This window comes from Flavicella sp. IMCC45537 (assembly GCF_057197705.1).
In genome coordinates this window covers 888,551-910,770 of sequence record NZ_CM170067.1, presented here as the reverse complement: position 1 = coordinate 910,770, position 22,220 = coordinate 888,551, and the positions used below count along the sequence as shown (strand labels likewise).

25 protein-coding genes are annotated in these 22,220 nt (G+C 32.2%); 17 read left to right on the top strand and 8 right to left on the bottom strand.

Features of this window, described 5'->3' with window-relative positions; translation table 11 throughout:
* Positions 1-1,239, top strand: coding sequence for an ABC transporter permease (locus AC2DGP_RS04250; RefSeq protein ID WP_484492481.1), 1,239 nt, complete (start codon positions 1-3; stop codon positions 1,237-1,239).
* 77 nt (positions 1,240-1,316) lie between these two features.
* Here the strand turns inward: AC2DGP_RS04250 and AC2DGP_RS04245 are convergent, their stop codons facing one another.
* Positions 1,317-1,739, bottom strand: a complete 423-nt coding sequence (locus AC2DGP_RS04245; RefSeq protein WP_484491780.1) for a nucleoside-diphosphate kinase — start codon at positions 1,737-1,739, stop codon at positions 1,317-1,319.
* A gap of 190 nt (positions 1,740-1,929) precedes the next feature.
* On the opposite strand from AC2DGP_RS04245, the gene AC2DGP_RS04240 reads away from it, so the two are divergent.
* The 6 genes from AC2DGP_RS04240 to AC2DGP_RS04215 all read left to right on the top strand — a co-directional run bounded on the left by AC2DGP_RS04240 (position 1,930) and on the right by AC2DGP_RS04215 (position 6,990).
* Positions 1,930-2,961, top strand: a complete 1,032-nt coding sequence (locus AC2DGP_RS04240) for a DHH family phosphoesterase (protein ID WP_484491779.1) — start codon at positions 1,930-1,932, stop codon at positions 2,959-2,961.
* Positions 2,951-3,484 carry a gliding motility-associated peptidyl-prolyl isomerase GldI gene (gene gldI / locus AC2DGP_RS04235; RefSeq protein ID WP_484491778.1) on the top strand — a complete coding sequence of 178 codons (534 nt, stop codon included), beginning with the start codon at positions 2,951-2,953 and terminating at the stop codon, positions 3,482-3,484. Before AC2DGP_RS04240 ends, gldI begins: the two co-directional genes overlap by 11 nt.
* A 24-nt stretch (positions 3,485-3,508) precedes the next feature.
* Complete coding sequence (locus AC2DGP_RS04230; RefSeq protein WP_484491777.1) at positions 3,509-4,480, top strand: FKBP-type peptidyl-prolyl cis-trans isomerase N-terminal domain-containing protein; 972 nt, start codon at positions 3,509-3,511, stop codon at positions 4,478-4,480.
* A gap of 4 nt (positions 4,481-4,484) precedes the next feature.
* Complete coding sequence (locus AC2DGP_RS04225) at positions 4,485-5,306, top strand: FKBP-type peptidyl-prolyl cis-trans isomerase (protein ID WP_484491776.1); 822 nt, start codon at positions 4,485-4,487, stop codon at positions 5,304-5,306.
* 89 nt (positions 5,307-5,395) lie between these two features.
* On the top strand, positions 5,396-6,430 hold the full coding sequence (locus AC2DGP_RS04220) for a peptidylprolyl isomerase (protein ID WP_484491775.1): 1,035 nt from the start codon (positions 5,396-5,398) through the stop codon (positions 6,428-6,430).
* A complete protein-coding gene (locus tag AC2DGP_RS04215; RefSeq protein WP_484491774.1) occupies positions 6,430-6,990 on the top strand; it encodes a phosphatase PAP2 family protein in 561 nt (186 codons plus the stop codon). The genes AC2DGP_RS04220 and AC2DGP_RS04215 overlap by 1 nt, the downstream gene beginning before the upstream one ends.
* Before the next feature lie 56 nt (positions 6,991-7,046).
* Here AC2DGP_RS04215 and AC2DGP_RS04210 read toward each other — a convergent pair whose 3' ends face one another.
* Entirely contained in the window at positions 7,047-7,409 is a 363-nt protein-coding gene (locus AC2DGP_RS04210; RefSeq protein WP_484491773.1) for a PUR family DNA/RNA-binding protein, read from the bottom strand.
* An 86-nt stretch (positions 7,410-7,495) separates the two neighbouring features.
* A complete protein-coding gene (locus AC2DGP_RS04205; protein ID WP_484491772.1) occupies positions 7,496-9,247 on the bottom strand; it encodes an ABC transporter ATP-binding protein in 1,752 nt (583 codons plus the stop codon).
* Between the two features lie 177 nt (positions 9,248-9,424).
* Here AC2DGP_RS04205 and AC2DGP_RS04200 point away from each other — a divergent pair, with 177 nt between their 5' ends.
* The 10 genes from AC2DGP_RS04200 (at position 9,425) to AC2DGP_RS04155 (ending at position 17,116) form a co-directional block, all read left to right on the top strand.
* Positions 9,425-10,363, top strand: coding sequence for a transcription antitermination protein NusB (locus tag AC2DGP_RS04200; protein ID WP_484491771.1), 939 nt, complete (start codon positions 9,425-9,427; stop codon positions 10,361-10,363).
* A 68-nt stretch (positions 10,364-10,431) separates the two neighbouring features.
* Positions 10,432-10,881, top strand: a complete 450-nt coding sequence (locus AC2DGP_RS04195) for a DUF1573 domain-containing protein (RefSeq protein ID WP_484491770.1) — start codon at positions 10,432-10,434, stop codon at positions 10,879-10,881.
* 25 nt (positions 10,882-10,906) lie between these two features.
* Complete coding sequence (yajC, locus tag AC2DGP_RS04190; protein ID WP_484491769.1) at positions 10,907-11,206, top strand: preprotein translocase subunit YajC; 300 nt, start codon at positions 10,907-10,909, stop codon at positions 11,204-11,206.
* Between the two features lie 132 nt (positions 11,207-11,338).
* Positions 11,339-12,307 carry a YbbR-like domain-containing protein gene (locus tag AC2DGP_RS04185; RefSeq protein WP_484491768.1) on the top strand — a complete coding sequence of 323 codons (969 nt, stop codon included), beginning with the start codon at positions 11,339-11,341 and terminating at the stop codon, positions 12,305-12,307.
* Positions 12,304-12,882, top strand: coding sequence for a dephospho-CoA kinase (coaE, locus tag AC2DGP_RS04180; RefSeq protein ID WP_484491767.1), 579 nt, complete (start codon positions 12,304-12,306; stop codon positions 12,880-12,882). The genes AC2DGP_RS04185 and coaE overlap by 4 nt, the downstream gene beginning before the upstream one ends.
* 125 nt (positions 12,883-13,007) lie before the next feature.
* Entirely contained in the window at positions 13,008-14,576 is a 1,569-nt protein-coding gene (locus AC2DGP_RS04175; RefSeq protein ID WP_484491766.1) for a sensor histidine kinase, read from the top strand.
* Positions 14,577-14,588: 12 nt separating this feature from the next.
* Complete coding sequence (locus AC2DGP_RS04170; protein WP_300320952.1) at positions 14,589-15,290, top strand: response regulator transcription factor; 702 nt, start codon at positions 14,589-14,591, stop codon at positions 15,288-15,290.
* 26 nt (positions 15,291-15,316) lie between these two features.
* A complete protein-coding gene (gene idi, locus AC2DGP_RS04165; protein ID WP_484491765.1) occupies positions 15,317-15,832 on the top strand; it encodes an isopentenyl-diphosphate Delta-isomerase in 516 nt (171 codons plus the stop codon).
* Between the two features lie 215 nt (positions 15,833-16,047).
* Positions 16,048-16,458: a 6-pyruvoyl trahydropterin synthase family protein gene (locus AC2DGP_RS04160; RefSeq protein WP_484491764.1), complete on the top strand. Its 411-nt coding sequence runs from the start codon at positions 16,048-16,050 to the stop codon at positions 16,456-16,458.
* Between the two features lie 13 nt (positions 16,459-16,471).
* Positions 16,472-17,116, top strand: coding sequence for a hypothetical protein (locus AC2DGP_RS04155; RefSeq protein WP_484491763.1), 645 nt, complete (start codon positions 16,472-16,474; stop codon positions 17,114-17,116).
* Here the strand turns inward: AC2DGP_RS04155 and AC2DGP_RS04150 are convergent, their stop codons facing one another.
* The 5 genes from AC2DGP_RS04150 to AC2DGP_RS04130 form a co-directional block, all read right to left on the bottom strand.
* Positions 17,117-17,569 (bottom strand): NanQ anomerase/TabA/YiaL family protein, encoded by a 453-nt coding sequence (locus tag AC2DGP_RS04150; RefSeq protein WP_484491762.1) that lies wholly within the window; start codon positions 17,567-17,569, stop codon positions 17,117-17,119. It lies immediately after the preceding gene.
* Position 17,570: 1 nt separating this feature from the next.
* Entirely contained in the window at positions 17,571-18,578 is a 1,008-nt protein-coding gene (locus tag AC2DGP_RS04145) for an adenosine deaminase (protein WP_484491761.1), read from the bottom strand.
* Between the two features lie 180 nt (positions 18,579-18,758).
* A complete protein-coding gene (locus AC2DGP_RS04140; RefSeq protein WP_484491760.1) occupies positions 18,759-20,168 on the bottom strand; it encodes a sialate O-acetylesterase in 1,410 nt (469 codons plus the stop codon).
* A 124-nt stretch (positions 20,169-20,292) separates the two neighbouring features.
* Positions 20,293-21,915: an FAD-dependent oxidoreductase gene (locus AC2DGP_RS04135; RefSeq protein ID WP_484491759.1), complete on the bottom strand. Its 1,623-nt coding sequence runs from the start codon at positions 21,913-21,915 to the stop codon at positions 20,293-20,295.
* Positions 21,912-22,220, bottom strand: a complete 309-nt coding sequence (locus tag AC2DGP_RS04130; RefSeq protein ID WP_484491758.1) for a rhodanese-like domain-containing protein — start codon at positions 22,218-22,220, stop codon at positions 21,912-21,914. Before AC2DGP_RS04130 ends, AC2DGP_RS04135 begins: the two co-directional genes overlap by 4 nt.

Sequence of the window (22,220 nt, the reverse complement as noted above, 5' to 3'; positions counted from 1 at the left end):
TTGAATTACGAATTATTTTTAGCCAAACGTTTTACCGCCTCTAAAAAGCATAAAAGTAGTATATCATCACCAATAATAAAAATTGCTATTACGGCCATTTCAATTGGAATTCTATTAATGTTAATAACGGTTTCTACTGGAGTTGGACTTCAGAACAGAATACGAGAAAAAATATCTGTATTCAAGGGGCATATTCAGATTACGAATTATGACAATAATACTTCGGAAACTACACAAAACCCGGTAGCTAAAAGTCAAGAATTTTACCCAGATTACACCATGTTAAACGGTGTGTCTAAAGTACAACCTTTTGCTACAAAAGCAGGGGTTATTAGAACAGAGAAAGATTTTGAAGGTGTTGTTTTGAAAGGGGTGGATGAAAATTATGACTGGTCAGGTATAAAAGAATATTTGGTTGAAGGTAAAATTCCGTCAGTTTTAGAAAAGACTATTGGTAAAGAAGTTTTAATCTCTAAAATTCTTGCAGATAGGTTAGGCCTAAAGGTTTCGGATACATTTGATATGTATTTTATCAAAGAAAATTCTTCAAGACTGCCGAATAGGAGAATTTTTACGGTAACTGGCATTTATAATTCAGGCTTTAAGGATTTTGATGAGAGTTTTATTTTAGGAGACTTAAAGCAAATTCAAAAATTAAATAAATGGACTACCAATCAGGTGGGAGGTTTTGAGGTTTTTGTAGATGATTTCTCAAAAATTAGTGAAACAGGACTATCCGTATACAAAGAGATAGATCCCATGTTGAATAGTCAAACTTTACTAGAGCTTTTTCCTGCTATTTTTGAATGGTTAAAGTTGTTTGATACAAATATTGCGGTAATTATTGGAATTATGATATTGGTTGCTGGAATTAATATGATTACGGCCTTGTTGGTATTGATATTGGAAAGGACTCAAACTATTGGAATTCTAAAGTCGCTAGGTAGTACCAATTGGAGTATCAGAAAAATGTTTTTGTACAATGCCTCTTATTTAATTTTTAGAGGTCTGTTGATAGGGAATGTTTTGGGAATAGGACTTTTGTTGATTCAAAAATATTACCAAGTGATACAATTAAATCCTGAAACTTATTATGTGAGTAGTGCTCCGGTTAGTATCAATCTTTGGCATGTATTGTTGCTGAATTTAGGTACACTTGTATTATGTTTGGTAATGTTGTTGGTGCCATCTTATATAATAACAAAAATTAGTCCTGCAAAGGCTGTTAAATTTGCTTAAGAATTTCTAAAATTCATAAAAAAACATCCCCATTGATAAATTATCAATGGGGCTGTTTTTATAGTATAAACGGATTGTTATCCGAAAATTTGATCTTTAGAAAAATGAAACTCAGATTCTAAAAGAGCATTTTCATCGCTATCAGATCCATGTACTGCATTTTCTGTAACGGAAGTAGCAAAACTTTTACGAATGGTTCCTTCAACAGCATCGTCCGGATTGGTTGCACCGATTAATAGTCTAAAATCTTCAACCGCATTTTCTTTTTCTAGAATGGCTGCTACAATAGGACCACTGGTCATGAAAGCAACCAATCTTTCAAAAAAAGGAAGTCCCATGTGTACTGCATAAAATTTTTCAGCATCGTTTTGAGAGAGTTGTGTTAATTTCATTGCAACTATTTTAAATCCAGATGCATTTATTTTTTCAAGAATAGCACCAATGTTTCCCTTAGACACAGCGTCTGGTTTTAACATTGTAAATGTTCTATTTGTTATCATGTTTAATTTTTTTATCTACATTTTGTGCGCAAATATACTTTATTCTATTGAAAAATAAGTTACTGCAAAACAATGCTTTTATGAACCTTTGGTTCTGCGTTAAAAATTAGGATTTATATTAAGTTTTTTTAACTTTTTTTTTGCAGGATTAATAAAATCAAGGCTTATTTAAATCGTATATTCGCAAACTATGAATGAAAATGAAATTAAAGAGATAAAAGAGTTGTTGTCAACTCCTAAAAATATTGTTTTAGTAGCGCATAAAAATCCTGATGGTGATGCCATTGGTTCTACTTTGGGAATGCAACATTACTTAAAGCAAAAAGGACATAAAGCAACAACGGTTTTACCAAATGATGTACCAGAATTTTTACAATGGTTGCCAGGGGTAGAGACTGTTTATAAATATGATAAACAAAACAAACAATCCAAACGTGCTTTGGAGGAAGCTGATATTGTTTTTGTTTTAGACTTTAATGCTTTTCATAGAGTGGGTGATGATATGCAAAAAGCCTTAGAAGAATATAAAGGGACGTATATTATGATCGACCATCATCAGCAGCCAGATCCAATTTCTAAGTACATTTACTCTGATACTTCTATTTGTTCTACTTGTCAGATGGTGTATCATTTTATTGAAAAAGTGGGGGAGTTAGATTTGATAAATGCAGATGTGGCTACTTGTTTGTATACTGGAATTATGACAGATACAGGTTCTTTTAGGTTTCCATCAACCACCAGTACAACCCATAAAATAATAGGAGAGTTAATAGATAAAGGTGCTGATAATGCTAAAATTCACGATAAGGTTTTCAATGCAAATTCATATAGTCGTTTGCAACTGATGGGAGCTGCATTAACTAATTTAACAGTTCTTAAGGAATATCATACTGCCTATATTACGCTGTCACAACAGGAATTAGATATGTATAATTACCAGAAGGGTGATACCGAAGGTTTGGTAAATTATGGACTATCAATGAAGGGGATATATTTGGCTGCCATATTTATTGAAGATGTAGAACAAGGAATTATTAAAATTTCGTTCAGATCTAAAGGGCGTTTTTCAGTGAATCAATTTTCTCGTAATCATTTTAATGGAGGTGGGCATGACAATGCAGCTGGAGGTAGATCATTGACATCTCTTGATGACACTGTAAAACAATTTTTAACGGAGTTAAAAGGATATAAAAAGGAATTAGCTGCTTCTTATGAAAATTAAGTTTCTCTTACTTTTGTTAGGGCTTAGTATTTTGTCATGTGCTAAGGATAAGCCGAGATACGCAGTTTCTGTTTCAAAAAGATCTAACCTAGAGAAAACAATTGCTTTAAATAAGCGTTTGTTTTCAGAAGAAAAGGCTTTGATGGAAAAATATATGCGCATGGATTCAACTTTGACCTATATAAATTCTAATAAAGGTTTTTGGTATGCATATGTAAATAAAGAAGAAAAAGGAAGCACTCCAGTGAAAGGAGATGTAGTTTCGTTTGAACAAGAAATTATTGGTTTAGATGGAGTTATTTTATATGCAAAAAAAGACTTAGGTTTGCGTACCTATGTTGTAGATAAAGAACACATCATAAAAGGATTAAAAGAAGGTATTAAAATAATGAAGGAGGGGGAACAAGTAAAGTTTTTGTTTTCTTCTTTTGTAGCTTACAGAATGAATGGAGATAAAAACCGAATTATCGGAAGTAATGAGCCTATTGTAAGTAACATACATTTAGTAAAAATTAACAAGTAATATATAACAATTAAAATAACAAAAATGAAAATTAAAAGTATCGCAGTTCTTGGATTGGTTGCTACCGTAGCATTCACATCTTGTAATAAACAAAAAAGACAAGATAAATTATCTACAGAAATTGATTCTGTAAGTTATGCTTTAGGTTTGGATATGGCCAACAAGATTAAATTGAACTTTCCAAATGCAAATGGAACTGCATTTATCGATGGATATGAGGATGCAGCAGATACTGCTAGTGTAAAAGTTAAAGTGGCTGATATAGATAATATTTTGAGAACTTTTTTCATGAAGAAACAGCAAGAAGCTGCTATGAAAGCTGCAGATTCAACTGCTTCAGAAACAGAAAAAGTAAATAACAATACAAGTTCTAAATTATTAAGCGAGTATGATACAGTAAGTTATGCTTTAGGTTTAGATATGGCGATCAAAATGAAACCAAGTTTTGAAGAAATTAATGACCCATTATTTATTCAAGGATATAAAGACTTAGGGAATGAAAAAGTTTTATTACAATTAGATGGATTGGATAATATTTTAAGAACTTTCTTTATGGCTAGACAGCAAAAACAAGCTGAGGAGCAAGCAAACAAAGACTTTGGTCAAGTAAAAGAAGATGGTTTGAAATTTTTAGAGGAAAACAAATCTAAAGAGGGAGTTGTTGTTACTGAAAGCGGATTGCAATACAAAGTTATTCAAGAAGGGAATGCTACACATCCATCTGCTACAGATAATGTTACCGTACATTACCACGGAACAACACCTGATGGTACAGTGTTTGATAGTTCTGTTGACAGAGGTCAGCCAGCGTCATTTGGTTTAAACCAAGTAATCAAAGGATGGACAGAAGGATTACAATTAATGGGAGAGGGTGCTAAGTATACTTTTTATATTCCTCAAGAATTAGCATATGGTGCTAACCCAAGAGGAGGTGGTCCGATCAAGCCATTTATGCCATTGGTTTTTGAAGTAGAATTGATTAAAGTAAATAAGTAAAAATATGAAGTTTCTAAAAGCAATTTTTTCGTTTGTATCCATAGTAATATTAAGTTCTTGTTTGTCAGATCCAGAACCTGGTATAGAGCAATATTACCCAAATAGAGACGCAGGTATTGCTTTTTTAGAAGCTAATAAATCTAATGAAGGGGTTGTAGAGACCGAAACAGGTTTACAATATGAGATTCTGTCTGAAGGAGAAGGAGACTATTTGAGTGAGTTAGATATCATTAAAATGAAATATAAATCTACTCTTATTGATGATACGGTGTTGTATTCGAATCAAGCTTTAGAGGATGAGCAAGTAGGTTATAATCAAATAAGTACTTTGTTGGAAGGACTTAAAGAGGGGTTGCAGTATATGCAAATTGGAGGCCACTATAAGCTATACATTCCATACGAATTAGCTTATGGAGAGTCTTTAGATTATAATTTTATAAACCCTTATTCTGTTATTATAATGGAGATAGAACCGATGGAAAACGCGTTTATTCAATTTAAAAATAGTGGATTAAGATATGATATACTTGAAGAGGGAACTGGTGAAAAACCGGTTGCAAATAGTAGAGTAAAAGTTCATTATGAAGGTTCTTTCTTAAACGGTGTTGTGTTTGATAGTTCTATTGAGCGTGAAGAACCGTTTGAATTTTATGTAAATTCATCAGTAATTGAAGGCTGGGTAGAAGGTGTGCAATTGATGAATGAAGGAGCAAAGTATAGATTCTTTATGCCGCCTAATTTGGCGTATGGAACTGCTGGTAATGGTTTAATCCCTTCAAATACAGCATTAATATTTGAAATAGAGCTTATCGAAATATTAGATTAAATTTTTTATTTAATAGTAACTTATAATTGTAGCAATTTTTATACTTTATGTATAGGAATTGCTATTTTTGCTTTTAGAAAAAAAATACTATGAAAATATTTAAACTATTACCTCTCGTTATTATTGTAATCCTAATAAGTTGTGATCGCTCTCATCCTTATGATGGCATGTTTGCGGATATCGATACAGAGAAAGGTAAGATCATTGTAGAGTTGTTTTATCAAGAAACACCTATTACGGTTGCGAATTTTGTATCGTTGACTGAAGGTACCAATACAAGGGTGAGCGACTCTTTAATAGGGAAAAGGTTTTATAAAGGATTGCCTTTTCATAGAGTGGTTAAAGACTTTATGATTCAAGGTGGAGATATTTTAAGAAACGGAAAAGGAACACCAGGATATACTTTTGAAGATGAATTTCCAAAGGATAGTTTAGGAGAGTTGCTGCATAAACATGATTCTAAAGGAACCTTATCCATGGCAAATTCTGGTCCGAATAGTAATGGGAGTCAATTTTTTATTACACACAAAGAAACCTCTTGGCTAGATGGTAAGCATACCGTTTTTGGTAAAGTGATTGAAGGCTTGGATATTATTGATTCTATTCAGCAAGATGATAAAATTGTTTCTGTTTCTATTGTAAGAAAAGGGGAGACGGCTAAGAAGTTTATTCCAGAAAAAGCGATAGAAATCGCTAGAGAAAAGAAGCTTCAAGCAGAATTACTAGTAAAAGAAAAGTTTAAAAAAGATAGTTTGTTATTTTCTCTTTCAATGGAAGAAGAAAAAGCAAAAGTGTTGGCTTCAGGGTTGAAAATTTTGGTGTTGGATAAAGGTCATGGTAAAAGAGTTAAGGAAGGAGATAATGTAAAAGTGCATTACAAAGGATATTTTGTAGATGGAAAAGTATTTGATACTTCTTATAAAAGACATAAACCATTCCAGTTTACATTGGGTGTAGATAGAGTTATTGAAGGGTGGACAGAAGGTATTGCTCTATTAAATGCAGGTGATAAAGCACGATTTTTTATTCCATATGATTTAGCATATGGAGCAGGAGGCTATGGTCCTATTCCCGCAAAAGCAAAATTAATATTTGAAGTAGAAATTATTGAAATAGTAAAATAATGTTTGAAAAAATAATTCAGTTAGACAAGCAGCTTTTAATTTTCTTAAATAATTTAGGATCGCCACAATGGGATGGTCTATGGTTATTTATTACAAAACAATTCCATTGGGCGCCCGTGTTTATTTTGGTTATATTCTTGTTTTTTAGATATCTTGGTTGGAAAAAAGGGTTGTATCTATTGTTGTTTTTGGCTGTGCTAGTAGCATTTTCAGATCAGTTTGTAAATATGATTCGTGCAATTTTTGAGCGATTACGACCAAACAATGATCCAGAAATTCAAGATCAGTTAAGAACATTGATCAATCCACAGAATTATAGTTTTATATCAGGGCATGCAACTACATCAACTGTGGTTACTGTTTTTGCTATATTATGCCTTAAAGAATATACTAAGTATATTTATCTATTCGTATTATTCCCGTTGTTCTTTGCTTATAGTAGATTGTATCTAGGAGTGCATTTTCCGATAGATATATTAACAGGAGCAACGGTTGGATTTTTGTTAGGTACCGGAGCTGCTAAATTGTTTACTTATAGTTCGAATAAATTTTTTTCTTAAAATAAAAAAAAACTCTTTAGAATTTCTAAAGAGTTTTTTATTTGATAAATGTTGACTTAAATGTCATCAAAGTTTACATCAGTAAAGCTAGAGGAAACGCTTTCTAAAGCCGGTTCCTTTTCATCTCTTTTAAAGTCTTTTTGGTGACGTTCACTTATTACTTCAGATCCTTTTTCATTTAAAATAAACTCTGTAGCAGCGCTTAACATCTCGTTAAACTCGTTAAAGTCTTCTTTGTAAATGTAAATTTTATGTTTTTGATAGTGGAAAGACCCATCATCATGTGTGAATTTTTTACTTTCAGTAACGGTAAGATAGTAATCTCCTGCTTTGGTAGCTCTTACATCAAAAAAATAAGTTCTTCTTCCTGCTCTTAATATTTGTGAAAATATCTCTTCTTGTTCAATGTTTTCTTTCATGCGATTTTTCCTATTTAAAAATGTTAATTTTTTTTTAGATTACATCACAAATCTAAAAAAATATTTAACTCAACAAAATATTTTCATTATTCTTTTTCTAAAAGTTGTTGTTCGTATAGTTCTTTATAATAACCTGCAGCTTTTATAAGGTCTTCGTGCTTTCCTTGTTGGATAATCTCCCCATTATCAACGATTAGTATGCGGTCCGCATATTTAGCGGAAGAGATTCTATGACTAACGATAAAAGTGGTTTTATCTTGAGAAATTCTTTTAAGGTTGTTTAAAATAAGCTCTTCTGTCTCGGTATCAACCGCAGAAAGACAATCATCAAATAATAAAATTTCTGGATTTTTGATCAACGCCCTTGCGATTGATATACGTTGTTTTTGACCACCAGAGATGGTCATTCCTCTTTCTCCTAATACGGTTTCATATTTTTCTTTGAAGCCCATAATATTATCGTGGATCACGGCATCTTTGGCAGCTTTTTCAATCGTTGTTTGGTCAGCATCTTCTATTCCAAATCTTATATTATTTGCAATGCTGTCAGAGAACAAAAACGGATCTTGCGGTACCACACCAATGTGTTTTCTCATTTCAGCTAGATCTTGATCTTTTAGATTGATTCCATCGATACTTATATTTCCTGTTGTTGGGTCATACATACGAGAAATCAGATTTAATACACTAGACTTACCACAACCTGTTTTACCCAAAATAGCAACGGTTTCGCCTGCTTTTACATGGAAACTCATGTTTTTAATAGCAGTGATATTAGTGTCGTCATAGACTAAACTAACATTATCAAATAGTATTTCACCACGGTACTGAGCAGGGGCTTCTGTTCCGCTCTTAATTTCAGGATCATGTTTTAAAAATTCATTAATTCTTTTTTGTGAAGCTTCGGCTTGTTGAACGGTAGAAGTAACCCAACCTACTATTGCCACGGGCCAGGTTAACATGTTTACGTACATAATAAATTCAGCAATGGTCCCAATACTAATGATTCCATTTATGTATTGCATCCCACCAACATATAAAACGATCAAGTTGCTAATCCCGATAAGTAAAATCATAGAAGGGAAAAATAGGGCCTGGGCTTTGTATAGGTTGATGTTTTTTTCTTTGCTTCCATTGGAAAGTTCCTCAAAGCTCTTCAACATATTTTGTTCAGTATTGTAAGATTTAATTACGTTGATTCCTGAAAATATTTCTTGTCCAAAGGTGGTCAGGTTAGATAGGTATTCTTGTACGATGGTACTTCTTTTATGAATGACGCGACTTAAAAAGAAAACGGATACCGAAAGTAATGGGAACGGAATTAAGGTATACAAAGTAAGCTTTACATCAATATGAATCATTTTGTAAATGGCTACACTAAATAAAACCAACATATTGATCGTATACATCACGGCAGGACCAACATACATTCTAACTTTTCCTACATCTTCACTGATACGATTCATTAAGTCACCCGTTCTATTTTTTTTGTAAAAATTGACAGAAAGACGCTCGTATTGTTGGAAGATTTCATTTTTCAAATCAAACTCAATCAATCTTGAGGTTACAATGATTGTTTGTCTCATTAAAAAAGTAAAAAATCCAGATAAAAAGGCGAGTCCAATGATTAATGACACATTATAAAACAATTCATCTTTTACGATATCAATACTAGTAACTACACCGGTTCTGTAATCATCAGCAACATTTATAGAGTTTTTCACTATTTCTGGAACCTTAACTGCCAAATATCTAGAAAGAATAGAGATAACAATCCCTGCAATAAGACGATAACGGTATTTGAAAAAGTATTTGTTTATATGTTGTAATGCTTTCATTTATAGCCGATGAATAGGAAATTATTTTTAAGCCTGCAAGATACGTGTTTAATTGAAAACAATGGATTGCTACAAAGTGTTTTCTAAAGAAAAAAAAAGCCATCGTTTTCCCAAAGACAAACAAAATAAATAGTACTTTTGTGCCCGTATTGAAACATAAATCTTAAGTTCTTTAAAATGATCAACAGAAGACATATTCGTGTAAAAGTAATGCAATCTGTATATGCATTAACTACATCAAATAGTGATAACATTGTAAAAGAAGAAAACTTTTTGAACAATAGTATTGAAAAAATGTACGATTTGTATGTTTTAATGTTGGATACTTTGCCAAGAATTAAGCATTTGGCAGAGGAGCAAATTGAAATTTCTAAAAAGAAACATTTTGCAACAAAAGAGGATTTAAATCCGAATACCAAATTTATAGATAACAAAGTTTTAGCTTTGATTGACGAGAGTATTTCTTTTCAAACTTATAAAGAGGAGCATAATTTAGATAACTGGCATCTTGAAGAAAAATATATTAGAACTATATATGAGCATTTATTAAAAAGTGCTTTGTATAAAAAATATATGGAGAAAGAAACAAGTTCTTTCAAAGAAGATGTAAAGTTTGTTGTAGCACTATATTCTGAGTTTATTGCTCCAAATGAAAAATTAGCGGATTATTTTGAGGATATTAATATTAGCTGGGTAGATGATATTCCTTTTGTAAATACTTGGGTTGTTAAAACATTGCAAGGTTTAAAAGAGAACAAATCATTGGTGCTGGGGAGAATTTTTAAAGATGATGATGATAAAAAATTTGTTTCTGATTTGTTTAGAAAAACAGTTTTAAATCATAAAAATTTCGAAAAGGATATTGAGAATAAGACTCCGAATTGGGAGACTGATAGGATTGCAGATTTAGATATGATTATTATCAAAATGGGAATTTGTGAGTTTTTGAATTTTCCATCAATTCCAACAAAAGCTACAATCAATGAATATATAGAATTAGCCAAAGATTACTCTACACCCAAAAGTGGATTTTTTATCAATGGAGTTTTAGATAAGTTGTGTAAAGAATACGAAGCAGCCAATAAATTAAATAAAATTGGTAGAGGGAAATTTTAAGATTTTTTGAAGGAAAAAATAATTTTCCATATTTTTTTAATTGTTACATTTACCGAAACAAAATTAAGATGAGAAAAATAATATTATTAGTAGCAGTTGCTTTGAGTGTTGTTTCTTGTAAAGAAAGTGCAGCGTCAAAGGTTAAAAATGAAAATGTTGCATCGGCAAAGGAAAGAGATGTGAAATATGAGAATTTACCAGTAATTTCTTTCGATAAAGCTTCTTATGATTTTGGGAAGATAAATGAGGGAGATGTGGTAGAAACAAGTTTTGTGATTACCAATACCGGAAAATCAGATTTAATAATAAAAAAAGCAAGCGCTACTTGTGGTTGTACAATTCCTGATTGGCCAAAAGATGCGATTAAGCCTGGTGCTTCTGCTCCAATGAAAGTTAAATTTAATTCTCGTGGGAAACGTAATAAAATTTCTAAAACTATTACTTTGGTTACCAATACAGAATCAGGTAAAGAGACCGTGAAAATTACAGGATTTGTAAATCCAAAAGAAAAAAAATAAAGTACTAATAAATTAAAATACAATTATGTTACCATTACAAGCCGGAGAATTTAGCATCCAAAGTTTATTACCATTTGCATTAATGTTCATCGTTTTATACTTGTTCATGATTCGTCCGCAGATTAAAAAGCAAAAAAACGAGAAAAAATTTCAGAGTGAAATTGGAAAAGGATCAAAGGTGGTTACTACAAGTGGAATTCACGGGAAAATAGTTGAAATCAACGATGCAACTGTTGTAATTGAAACTGGAGCTGGGAAGATTAAATTTGAGAAATCTTCGTTATCTATGGATTTAAGTAAGCAATATGCTGTAAAAACGAGCTAGTTTGATTCCAAAAATATTTAAAAGTGAGCTTTGGCTCACTTTTTTTTTGACTAATTTTAACGAATTAGTAGAGTTATAATAAGAGAGCGAATCTCTTTTTGTATATTTATTTTTTTAAGTAAAAAAGCTTCTATGAAAGGCCGAATAACAAAAAGTTTTATCAAAAGATCCACTACAAAAAAACAGCATGTGTTGATTGTTTTTTTATTGATATCTACCTTGTTTTGGTTTTTGACTAAATTATCAAAGGAATATGAAACGGTCGTAGTTTATAATGTAGAGTATCAAAATCTTCCAAGTTCTAAATTGTTTCAGAACAATCCAAGTAAACAAATTTCTTTGATTGTAAAGGGTACTGGTTTTAAACTTTTAAGAGAAGAAATGAAAGGTGCCCCATTGAAAATGAATTTAAGAAATGTCGTTCCCAATGGAGGGTATTCCTATTATTTGTTATCTCGAACAAAAGAGACTCAAATACAAAATCAACTAGATAAACATATAAAATTGATTGGATTTGAGAAAGACACTTTGTTCTTTGAGTTGGGGTTTAATAAACATAAAAAAATTCCCGTAATTTCTAATTTAGATCTAAGATTCAAGTCGGGTTACAATGTTTCAAATAGAGTTTTTTTGGTTCCTGATTCGATTGAGGTAAGCGGTCCAGAGATTCAAGTGAATAAGATAAATGAGATTAGTTCAGAAAGCCTGAAACTTGTGAATGTTATTGATGATGTTTACAGGGAAATTTCTTTAGTAAAACCGAAAGGACTTGATAAATTAACTTACAGTGCTGAAAAAGTACAAGTAGTGGCAGAAGTAGAAAAATTTACAGAGGATAGTTTTGAAATTCCCTTTCAAATAGAAGGACTTCCATTGGATACAAGAATAACGACGTACCCGAATACCATAAAAGTTGTTTTTCAAGTTGGATTGAGTAATTATAAAAAGATCGCTGCTTCAGATTTTAAGGTTATCTGTGATTATAAGAAATCCAATGGTCAGAATAAACATTATTTAGTACCTAAATTAATAGAAAAACCAAGTTTGGTCTCCTCGATTAGATTGGTTCCGGACAGGATAGAATATTTGATACATAAATGAAAGTAATTGGATTGACAGGTGGCATAGGAAGTGGCAAATCCACGATTGCTAATTTTTTTAAAGAGTTAAATGTTCCTATTTATGTTTCAGATATTGAAGCAAAAAAAATAATGCACCACAATAAAACGGTGGTGACTGCGGTAACAAAACTGTTTGGAGAGAAAGCTTATATCAATGGAGCGTTGAATAGAAAATTTATTGCAAGTATCGTTTTTAATGATACATCTAAATTAACAGCACTGAATGCGATTGTTCATCCAGCGGTGCAAAATGATTTTCAGGAATTTTGCAGCACTCAAAAAGCTCCTTATATCGTTTATGAAAGTGCGTTGTTATTTGAGAATAAATCTGAAGCACAGTTTGATGCTGTTGTGTTGGTGGTTGCACCATTAGAGCTTAAGCTAGAACGTATTCAGAAAAGAGATGGAAGTACAAGAGCAGAAATAGAAGCAAGAATTAACAATCAATTGTCGGATGAAGCGAAGATGAAAAAAACCGATTTAATCCTTTACAATACAGATTTAGAGAAGACAAAATTGGAAGTACAACAACTTCATGAAATGTTCTTATTATAAGGCTGCGTTAACGGTAGGCTTTGTAGGTTATCATTATTCTTAATTATTCGTTAATATCCTTAATTTGCTATTAAAAACTTACTAAAATAGAGAAGACAGTGTTAATAAAATCCTATTTTTGAGTTATGAGGAAAAAGATTTTTGTTCTTATTATTTTTTTAATGAGTATTTCTCTTGTTGGAATAATTACGGTTCAGGTTTTTTGGATTAGTAATGCAATTGAAATTCGTGAAAAACAGTTTTCACATGATGTGAATTATGCCTTGGCAAGAACTAATGAACGGCTTTATAAAAAAGATTTTGTAGACTTTACTGTTCAGTTTATGGATTTTTTCCAGAATAAAAAGTTCGCAAAACAAGCTGATTTTACAAAGTTTGTATATGAGCAAATCAATACATCTACGAATGAAACTTTTCGTTTTGCATCAAGTGGTGTGTATGAGAAGACCTTTTATAAAGGAGTTAATAATTTTTTTAAAAATGACTCCATATTAATTTCTTCGGTTTCCAGTAAAAATGATGTTTACAAGGTTAAAAACTTAACGGATAATACAGAACTTTCTAAAGTAAACCCCGTAGAGCGTTTTACATTTTTCAATAGTTTAAATGAGATTGAAAAAATGACCTTGGAAGATACTTATCATAACAAAGTAAAACCAATTGAATCGCGTCTTTCAGTAAAGTCTGTTAAAGAAATTTTCAGCAAAGAATTAGCTGGTTTAGGTATTGATTTAGATTATGATTTTGGTGTGTTTGATAAAGGCTTACTTACGGACATCAAAACACCGAAATTTAGAATTTCTGAAGCACATAGTTTTACCGCTCCGTTATTTACCAAGGACAGGCATCAAAATAATTATGCTTTACAGGTGGCATTTCCTAAAAAAGGGCATTATATATTTTCTGATATAGGCTTGATGTTTTTATTGTCGATATTTTTTACCATAATTATTATGGTTGCATTTGCAAGTAGTTTGTATCAAATGGCGAAACAAAAGAAAATATCTATGATTAAAACGGATTTTATCAATAATATGACCCATGAATTTAAAACACCCATTGCTACCATTAATCTTGCTCTGGATGCGATAAAAAATCCAGTTGTAATCGATGATAATGAAAAGGTGATGAAGTATGTTTCTATGATCAAAGAAGAAAATAAAAGGATGCATGCTCAAGTAGAGAATGTGTTGCGTATTTCTAAACTAGAGAAGAATCAGATAGAGATGGACAAAGTGGTTGTTGATTATTCAGAGATTTTAGAAGATGCTGTTTCTCATACTGCTTTGTTATTAAAGGATAAAAATGGGATCTTAGAAATTCATAGCAATCAAACTTTGTCAGAAGGTTTAGGGAATGAGTTTCATTTGACAAACGTATTTGTGAATATTATTGAAAATGCGATTAAATATGCTGAAAACTCGCCTAAAATAGATATTTTTATAGAGAACACAGTAAAGTCTTTGACTGTCAAAATAAAAGACAATGGAATTGGGATGAGCAAAGCTGCCCAAAAGCAAGTTTTTGAGAAGTTTTATCGAGAACAAGCAGGAAATGTTCATGATGTAAAAGGTCATGGATTAGGATTGGCGTATGTGAAAGAAATAATTGATAATCATCACGGGAAAGTATTTGTGGAAAGTGAAAAAGGTAAAGGAAGTACTTTTACAATTATACTTCCGTTGGTGTCTTAAAAAAATATAGATATGAGTAATAAAAAGATTTTACTAGTAGAAGATGATCCAAATTTTGGAATTGTTTTAAAGGATTATTTATCCATCAGTAACTATGATGTTACGCACGCAAAAGATGGTTTAGAAGGTTTGATTGAGTTCAAGAATAACGACTATGATTTGTGTATTCTTGATGTGATGATGCCAAGGAAGGATGGATTTTCTTTAGCGGAAGATATCAGAAAAACAAATAAAGAAATCCCCATTATATTTTTGACTGCAAAAACGATGAAGGAAGATATTTTGAAAGGATATCAAGTAGGAGCAGATGATTATTTAAATAAACCTTTCGATTCAGAGGTATTATTATATAAAATTAATGCAATTTTGCAACGCAAGGATACTGACAAAAGTGCGGAAGATGATATGTTTGAATTTGAGATCGGTTCGTTCTTTTTAAATTCAAAGCTTAGACAACTTTCTTTTAAAGGAAATGACCCAATAAAGCTATCTCCAAAAGAGAACAAGTTGTTGAAAATGTTAGCTTTGTATAAGAATGACTTAATGCCTAGAGAATTGGCATTGACAAAAATATGGAGAGATGACAATTATTTTACATCGCGAAGTATGGATGTGTATATTGCAAAACTAAGAAAATACTTGAAGGAAGATCCTTCGGTAGAAATCATAAATATCCATGGAGAAGGTTTCCGATTGGTGACAGATAATAAATAAAAAACTATAGTTACATAGAGAATTTGATGGTAGAAGAACAAGTGATATTAGTTGATGAGAAGGATCAACAAATAGGATTGATGGCAAAGATGGAAGCGCATGAGAAAGCTGTGTTACACAGAGCATTTTCAGTTTTTGTACAAAATGATAAGGGAGAGATAATGTTACAACAAAGAGCAGCGGATAAGTATCATTCGCCGCTTTTATGGGCAAATACTTGTTGTAGTCACCAAAGAGATGGTGAAGCTAATTTGGATGCTGGCAAACGTAGACTTCAAGAGGAAATGGGGTTTGTAACAGAGTTAGAAGAGGCTTTTTCATTTATTTACAAAGCTCCTTTTGATAATGGTTTGACAGAACATGAATTGGACCATGTGCTGTTAGGTCATTATAATGGTGAACCAAATATCAATAAAGAAGAAGTTGAAAGTTATAAATGGATGACTCCTGAGGCTATTAAAGAAGATATTGCTCAACAACCTGATGTTTATACGGCTTGGTTTAAAATTATATTTGAAAAATTCTACGATTTCGTGAAATGAAAAAAACACTTTATAAATTATTCGTAGGGTTTGTGTTTAGTTTTTTCGGTATGTTGGGTAAATTATTATTCACGAAAAATGAAATGCCTGTCGAAAAATTATTTTACGATGAAAATTTCTGGATTAATTATATCATATTTTTTGCTATTGGATATGTTATTTTAGGAAATGTTCTGTGGTCTAGTGCTCTAAAAAATAAGCAGAAGAAGATTTAAATGAAAGTAACAGTACATAGAAAGGCACACTTTAATGCCGCTCATAGGTTATTCAACCCAGCTTGGGATGATGAAAAAAACAAAAATGTTTTTGGTAAATGTAGCAATCCTAATTATCACGGTCATAATTATGAATTGATTGTTGCGGTGAAAGGTGAAGTAGATCCAGAAACAGGTTTTGTAATGGATATGAAAATATTAAGAAAATTAATTTCTTCGGAGGTCGAAGAAAAATTAGATCATAAAAATCTAAACAGAGAAGTAGAGGAGTTCAAAACCTTAAATCCAACGGCAGAGAATATTGCTGTTGTTATTTGGAAAATATTACGAAAACATATAAAAAGTGACTTGGATTTAGGTGTTACCTTGTATGAAACACCAAGGAATTATGTTACTTATAACGGAGAATAAAATAAACTCACAGATGAAAAAAATTGCTTGTGTTCTATTTTTATTTTCGGTTGTGTCTTGTGTAACACCCAATTATGTTACCAATATTACAAGTTACGAGAAAGTACAACACCTAAATAAAAAGTCGGTTACAGTAGTAGGGTTAGATAGAGTTTTTGTACATAATTATGAAAAGACCCTGTACAAGAATTATAATAGTGACGTTGATTTTGTAGCAACTATTGCAAAGCAATTTGCCAGTTCCCTAAACGGGGCTACATTCCATAAAGCTATTTATGACTTTTCTTCAGAATGGAACCACATAAATACAATGGCTTCAAAAAAAAGCTATTTAAAAGTTCAAGAATTATTAAAAGAGTGTACAACTGACTATGTGATTATTTTAGATGAGTTTGAATTAAAGAAAATAATAAATAATACTACGACATATACAGGGGCTGGAGATTTTAATAATGGTCAATATAATACTACAACGGAGATGATTCATTTGTCGGCAAAAGTAAAAATGTTTGACGTCAAAACTCATGATCCAATCATTGACTTTGATGTCTATGGAGAGGATCAAGTTGTTTTGTTTTCATATTCTAATTCTTTAGATGACGCAAAAGATAAAATGATCGGCCACTCAATAGAATTTTTAGCAAGTCATAAAAAATAATTATTTAAGAATTTTGAATACAGCTTTTCTTAAAGGTGCCGGTTGGTCAATTTGCATCATGGTTTGATGGATGTCATCGGGGAAGAATATAGCAAAATGACCTTTATGTAATTGAATCAGAGGCAAGTTTTCTAGGGTATAGAACATATAATCTCCTTCTTCGTTATAAGGTGTTGTTGGCTGTTGTTGATCTAGGGTAGTTATCCCAATATGTTCAGACCCCTCAATCATATACTGAATATCAATATATTTTTTATGTGTTTCAGATTTACATTCTGCCACTTCTTGAGTTGTGTATTCCATAACAACTACAAAAACGTTTTCACCGTCAATGAGATGCTTTCCCAAATCAATTGCTGCTAAGTCATTGTTTTTTATAAAATCGAAAACTTTTTCAAAACCTTTATGAACCGAACTGTATATATGACTATTGGAAATTTTATCTAGAATCATCTTAATTATTTTTAGAATAGTATTCGTTTAATTCATCAATATATTTTGTTTTTGTTTTTGAATCTAACAAAGAGTACTCAAATGAGTTTTTACTCAAGTTATAGATATCTTCAACAGTTAAGTGCAAAGCTTTCTGTATATCGATAAAGTTTTTATTTATTTGACCTCCAAAATAAGCTGGATCATCAGAGTTTACGGTAACCTTTAAACCAAGTTCCATCATTTTTTTTAATGGGTGATTGGATAAATCATCTACAACTTGCAAAGCAGTATTGGATAAAGGACATACTGTTAAAGCAATATCTCTTTTAATAATTTCTTTTACCAAATTAGAGTCTTGCAATGCATTGTTTCCATGATCAATTCTTTTGATGCCTAATATATCAATAGCCTCCCAAACATAGTCAGCATTTCCCTCTTCACCTGCATGTGCTAGGGGTATGTATCCTTCATTTACTGATGCTTCAAAAACCTTTTTAAATTTTGAAGGAGGGTTGCCATTTTCAGAGGAATCTAATCCTACTGCGGTGATCAAATGTTTGAATGGTAGTGAGGCCTCTAAAGTTTTAAAAGCTTCTTCCTCGCTTAAATGTCTAAGGTAGCTCATAATTAATAATGAAGATACGTTTAAGTTGTTCTGAGCATCCTTCATTGCATTGGAGATCCCTGTAATCACAGTTTCAAAAGAAACACCCCTATCAGTATGTGTTTGAGGGTCAAACATAATTTCAGTATGTCTTACATTTTGATCAGCACATTTTTTTAAATAGGAGTAGGTCAAATCATAAAAATCTTGAGTATGTATTAGAACATTTGCTCCTTGATAATAGATATCTAAAAAATCTTGCAAACAATCAAACTCGTATGCTGCCTTTATTTCTTCTATGGATTTAAACGGAATCTCTATCTTGTTTCTTTTTGCAATTTCGAACATTAATTCGGGTTCAAAAGTTCCTTCTATATGTAAATGCAATTCTGCTTTCGGTAATTTTTCAATGAATTTTTCCATGGCTCAAAAATAAAAAAAGCTTTTACAATCTATGGATAGAGACTAATTTATTTTACTTTGACGGATATTTTACGGAAATATTTATAAGAAACCCTCTGTATATGTTGTTTTGATTATGGATAACTCTGAAATTAGACCCGCTATTGTCTGGATTGAGAAATATACTTTAAAACGCTTTTTTTATTCTTTCCAAGTATCAGTTCTAAAGGAAGAAGCTGGTAAACCTGCAGTACTAAAAATACTCGCCTCTACCAAATTGTGAAAATTATATCTAACCGCAATGGGAGATTTTACTTTTTCACTAGTTAATAATACAGCGCCATTAGGGTACCCTTTTCGAATGATTTTCGCATTCGCAGGATAAAATACTTTATCTTCTCCAGCCAACTCAAAACCAGTTACTTTTTTTCCAAAAGAAGAAATACCGTTCGGTGCGTTGTCGAATGTTAAAGTTATTTTTGAGCCTTCAATTTTCATTGCTTTATATGTTGGTCCAACATATTCAATACCAGAAATTTTATAATCCTTTGCTAAGGCCCAATAGGCAAGTCTTTCTCCAACTTTTCTTTTTTCAGCAGGATGTATGTAAGTAGGGTTTCCTATATCTAAGGTTACTGCCATTCCTGAATTTTTAAGGCTTTTCATGGTGTGTAATTGTGCTTCTCTTAGAAATGCAGAATTTGCTTTTTTTCCGTAGTTAAATGGTGCTATTTGTACATAATAAAAAGGAAAGTCCCCCTGGTTCCAACTAGCTCTCCAAGAGGTTACCATAGAAGTGATTAGTTTTTCATATTCAGAGGCATGATTTTTATTAGATTCACCTTGATACCATATAGCTCCTTTAAGGGTATAGCCAATAACAGGATGTAACATAGCATTGTACAAAACGGTAGGTGTTTTTTGAATCTCCTTTTGCGGTATTTTAGTTGGTAATTGAACAGATTTGAATTCTTCAAGTGTAGCTGCATCTGTCCAAGCTTCTGCTCTTGAACCACCCCAGGAAGTCACAATTAAACCCACCGGAACCTTTATTGATTGTTGGATTTTATTACCAAAAAAATAGGCTGTGGCACTAAAATTTCCAACTGTGCTAGAAGTTGCTTTTTTCCATGATCCAGCAACCTCGTTTATAGGTTGCAATGATTGGTTTCTTTCAATTTTAAAAACTCTAAGCTGGTCGTTGTTACCATTTAAAATAGCTTCCTGACTACCATTTATAGGTTGATTTAGAAACCCTTTTACAGGCATTTCCATATTGGATTGACCAGAGCACAACCAAACTTCTCCGATTAAAATATCTTTCAAAACAATAACGTCAGATCCATTTATCTTGATAGAATATGGACCACCTGCTTTCGGTGTTTGGATCTTAACAGACCAGTTTCCATTAGTGTCTGCCTTAACAGCTGACGTTGCTCCCCAACTTGCAGATATGGTGATTTTTTTCTTTGGTTTTTCAGTTCCCCAAAATGAAACTTTTTCATTTTGTTGCAATACCATTTGATCGCTAAAAATGGAAGCGAGTTTTGTTTGGCCGAATGAAATTGATTGTACTGCTATAAAAAGGATAATTAATGCTTGTTTTAACATGGTTGTTGGTTAAGTTATCGTCATTAAAGATATCCTTTTTTTTATTAAATATTGACTTGAATTTTATGCAATTAGGGGTGCTGTCTACTCCAAAACAAGCGTCAAATGGTTCTCATTGAGAAATTTAGATCATTTTCGACCAGGCAGTAAAACCGCCATCTAAATTAGTAACATTTTTAAATCCATGATGCATGAGGATTAACGACGCTAAATAACCTCGTAAGCCTTTTGCACAATAAACAAGGTAGGGAGTATCAGGGTTTAATTCCTCGATTCTAGATCTCAATGCATCAAGTGGGATGTTGATTGTATTATTTTTAATCATTGTAGAATTTTCAACCTCTGTTTCTGTTCTTACATCTATTAGCTGTATCGGGTTTAAAAATGCAATTTGATCTGGGCTAATTTCTTTTACGTTGATTTTTTGAAAATTTTGCGCAACAAAACCAGCTACAATTACAGGATCTTTGGCAGGTGAGAAGGGAGGAGCGTATGCTAGATCTAACTGAGTTAAGTCCTCAATGGTTAATTTTGCATAGATAGCAGTTGCTAAAACATCTACCCGTTTGTCAACTCCTTTTTCTCCAATAAGTTCAGCTCCTAACAAAACGTTTGTAGAGGAATCATAATAAATTTCAATAAACATATCTTTACCAATACCCATAAACCCGGGGTGAGAATTGGAGATAACCAAGGTTTTGTTAAATGCAATATCTTTTCTTTTCAACTCAGTTATACCCATCCCAGTTCTTGCTATGGTATAATTAAACATCTTCATGATAGCTGTACCATAACCTCCGTTAAAATGCTCGTTGGATCCGGCTGCATTTGCACCGGCAACACGTCCTGCTTTGTTAGAATGTGTTCCCATAGGAAACCAAGCCGATTCTTGTGTAAGTCCGTGTGGTAGGGAAGCACAATCACCTGCGGCATAGATATTTGGAATGGAGGTTTCCATTTTTGTATTTACAATTAATGCACCATTTTTTAAAGTATGTGCCCCAATGTCTGAAAGTAATTGTGTATTTGGTTTTACACCAATAGAAATGATTACATATGAAGTTTTTAAAATAGTCTCATCACTTAATCTTAGTGTACCATCTTCGTTAATGTTCTCAATTTGTGTTTTTAACTTTACTTCAACTCCATTTTCTTCCAAAACTTTAGTCCCAAAGGTTGCAAATTTAGAATTCCAAGGAGTAAGTATTTGATCGGCCAATTCCACAACTGTTACTTTTTTACCCATCTTTCTAATATTCTCTGCAGTCTCTAGTCCGATAAGTCCAGCTCCAACAACGGTTATGTGATGGGCTTTTTTAAAGGCTTCTGAAGTGTTGATTCTATCAAAATCAGTGAGTGACTTGGCATGTGCCCAGTTTTTAAACTGTTTTAATCCAGGGATATTGGGAGTAAAGGCACTTCCTCCAGTTGCAAAAATTAATTTATCATATGAATAAATTCCGAGAGTTGTTTCTACCGTTTGGTCAGCGCTGTTGATTTTAACAACGGGTTCGTTTAAATGAACATCAATACGGAAACGATTTTTCAACAATTCTGGTTTAACGACTAATAAACGCTCTCTATCTTTAATTTCACCAGATATAGCATATGGAATTCCGCAAGTCGCATAACTAATATCTGCTGTTTTTTCAAAAAGTATAATTTCTGCGTTTTCATCAAGCCTTCTTGCTTTTGCTGCCGCTGAGGGGCCTGCGGATAAACCTCCTATCACAATAATTTTTTTCATGATAATTTGTTTTTTAATTGTTGCCATGCACCACCATTATAAGCATCAAAACCGTTCGCCTTTAGGATTCTTTTTGCGTTCGAACTTCTAATACCCGAAGCACAGACCGTAATAATAGTTGACTTTTTGTCTAACATATTTAGTTTAGAAGATAATGTCTGTAAAGGAATATTTTTACTGTTTTTTATGTGTCCAGATTTATATTCTTGTGGGCTTCGGACATCAATAATTTGTCCGCCATTTTTTATTAATGATTTGTAATCAACGGTAGTGATGCCAAATATTTTTCTTAGGAAGTTTATCAT

Coding starts and splice junctions, on each gene's coding strand:
- AC2DGP_RS04245 (WP_484491780.1), bottom strand. CDS start 1,739: ATGATAACAAATAGAACATTTACAATGTTAAAACCAGACGCTGTGTCT.
- AC2DGP_RS04240 (WP_484491779.1), top strand. CDS start 1,930: ATGAATGAAAATGAAATTAAAGAGATAAAAGAGTTGTTGTCAACTCCT.
- gldI (WP_484491778.1), top strand. CDS start 2,951: ATGAAAATTAAGTTTCTCTTACTTTTGTTAGGGCTTAGTATTTTGTCA.
- AC2DGP_RS04230 (WP_484491777.1), top strand. CDS start 3,509: ATGAAAATTAAAAGTATCGCAGTTCTTGGATTGGTTGCTACCGTAGCA.
- AC2DGP_RS04225 (WP_484491776.1), top strand. CDS start 4,485: ATGAAGTTTCTAAAAGCAATTTTTTCGTTTGTATCCATAGTAATATTA.
- AC2DGP_RS04220 (WP_484491775.1), top strand. CDS start 5,396: ATGAAAATATTTAAACTATTACCTCTCGTTATTATTGTAATCCTAATA.
- AC2DGP_RS04215 (WP_484491774.1), top strand. CDS start 6,430: ATGTTTGAAAAAATAATTCAGTTAGACAAGCAGCTTTTAATTTTCTTA.
- AC2DGP_RS04210 (WP_484491773.1), bottom strand. CDS start 7,409: ATGAAAGAAAACATTGAACAAGAAGAGATATTTTCACAAATATTAAGA.
- AC2DGP_RS04205 (WP_484491772.1), bottom strand. CDS start 9,247: ATGAAAGCATTACAACATATAAACAAATACTTTTTCAAATACCGTTAT.
- AC2DGP_RS04200 (WP_484491771.1), top strand. CDS start 9,425: ATGATCAACAGAAGACATATTCGTGTAAAAGTAATGCAATCTGTATAT.
- AC2DGP_RS04195 (WP_484491770.1), top strand. CDS start 10,432: ATGAGAAAAATAATATTATTAGTAGCAGTTGCTTTGAGTGTTGTTTCT.
- yajC (WP_484491769.1), top strand. CDS start 10,907: ATGTTACCATTACAAGCCGGAGAATTTAGCATCCAAAGTTTATTACCA.
- AC2DGP_RS04185 (WP_484491768.1), top strand. CDS start 11,339: ATGAAAGGCCGAATAACAAAAAGTTTTATCAAAAGATCCACTACAAAA.
- coaE (WP_484491767.1), top strand. CDS start 12,304: ATGAAAGTAATTGGATTGACAGGTGGCATAGGAAGTGGCAAATCCACG.
- AC2DGP_RS04175 (WP_484491766.1), top strand. CDS start 13,008: ATGAGGAAAAAGATTTTTGTTCTTATTATTTTTTTAATGAGTATTTCT.
- AC2DGP_RS04170 (WP_300320952.1), top strand. CDS start 14,589: ATGAGTAATAAAAAGATTTTACTAGTAGAAGATGATCCAAATTTTGGA.
- idi (WP_484491765.1), top strand. CDS start 15,317: ATGGTAGAAGAACAAGTGATATTAGTTGATGAGAAGGATCAACAAATA.
- AC2DGP_RS04160 (WP_484491764.1), top strand. CDS start 16,048: ATGAAAGTAACAGTACATAGAAAGGCACACTTTAATGCCGCTCATAGG.
- AC2DGP_RS04155 (WP_484491763.1), top strand. CDS start 16,472: ATGAAAAAAATTGCTTGTGTTCTATTTTTATTTTCGGTTGTGTCTTGT.
- AC2DGP_RS04150 (WP_484491762.1), bottom strand. CDS start 17,569: ATGATTCTAGATAAAATTTCCAATAGTCATATATACAGTTCGGTTCAT.
- AC2DGP_RS04145 (WP_484491761.1), bottom strand. CDS start 18,578: ATGGAAAAATTCATTGAAAAATTACCGAAAGCAGAATTGCATTTACAT.
- AC2DGP_RS04140 (WP_484491760.1), bottom strand. CDS start 20,168: ATGTTAAAACAAGCATTAATTATCCTTTTTATAGCAGTACAATCAATT.
- AC2DGP_RS04135 (WP_484491759.1), bottom strand. CDS start 21,915: ATGAAAAAAATTATTGTGATAGGAGGTTTATCCGCAGGCCCCTCAGCG.
- AC2DGP_RS04130 (WP_484491758.1), bottom strand. CDS start 22,220: ATGATAAACTTCCTAAGAAAAATATTTGGCATCACTACCGTTGATTAC.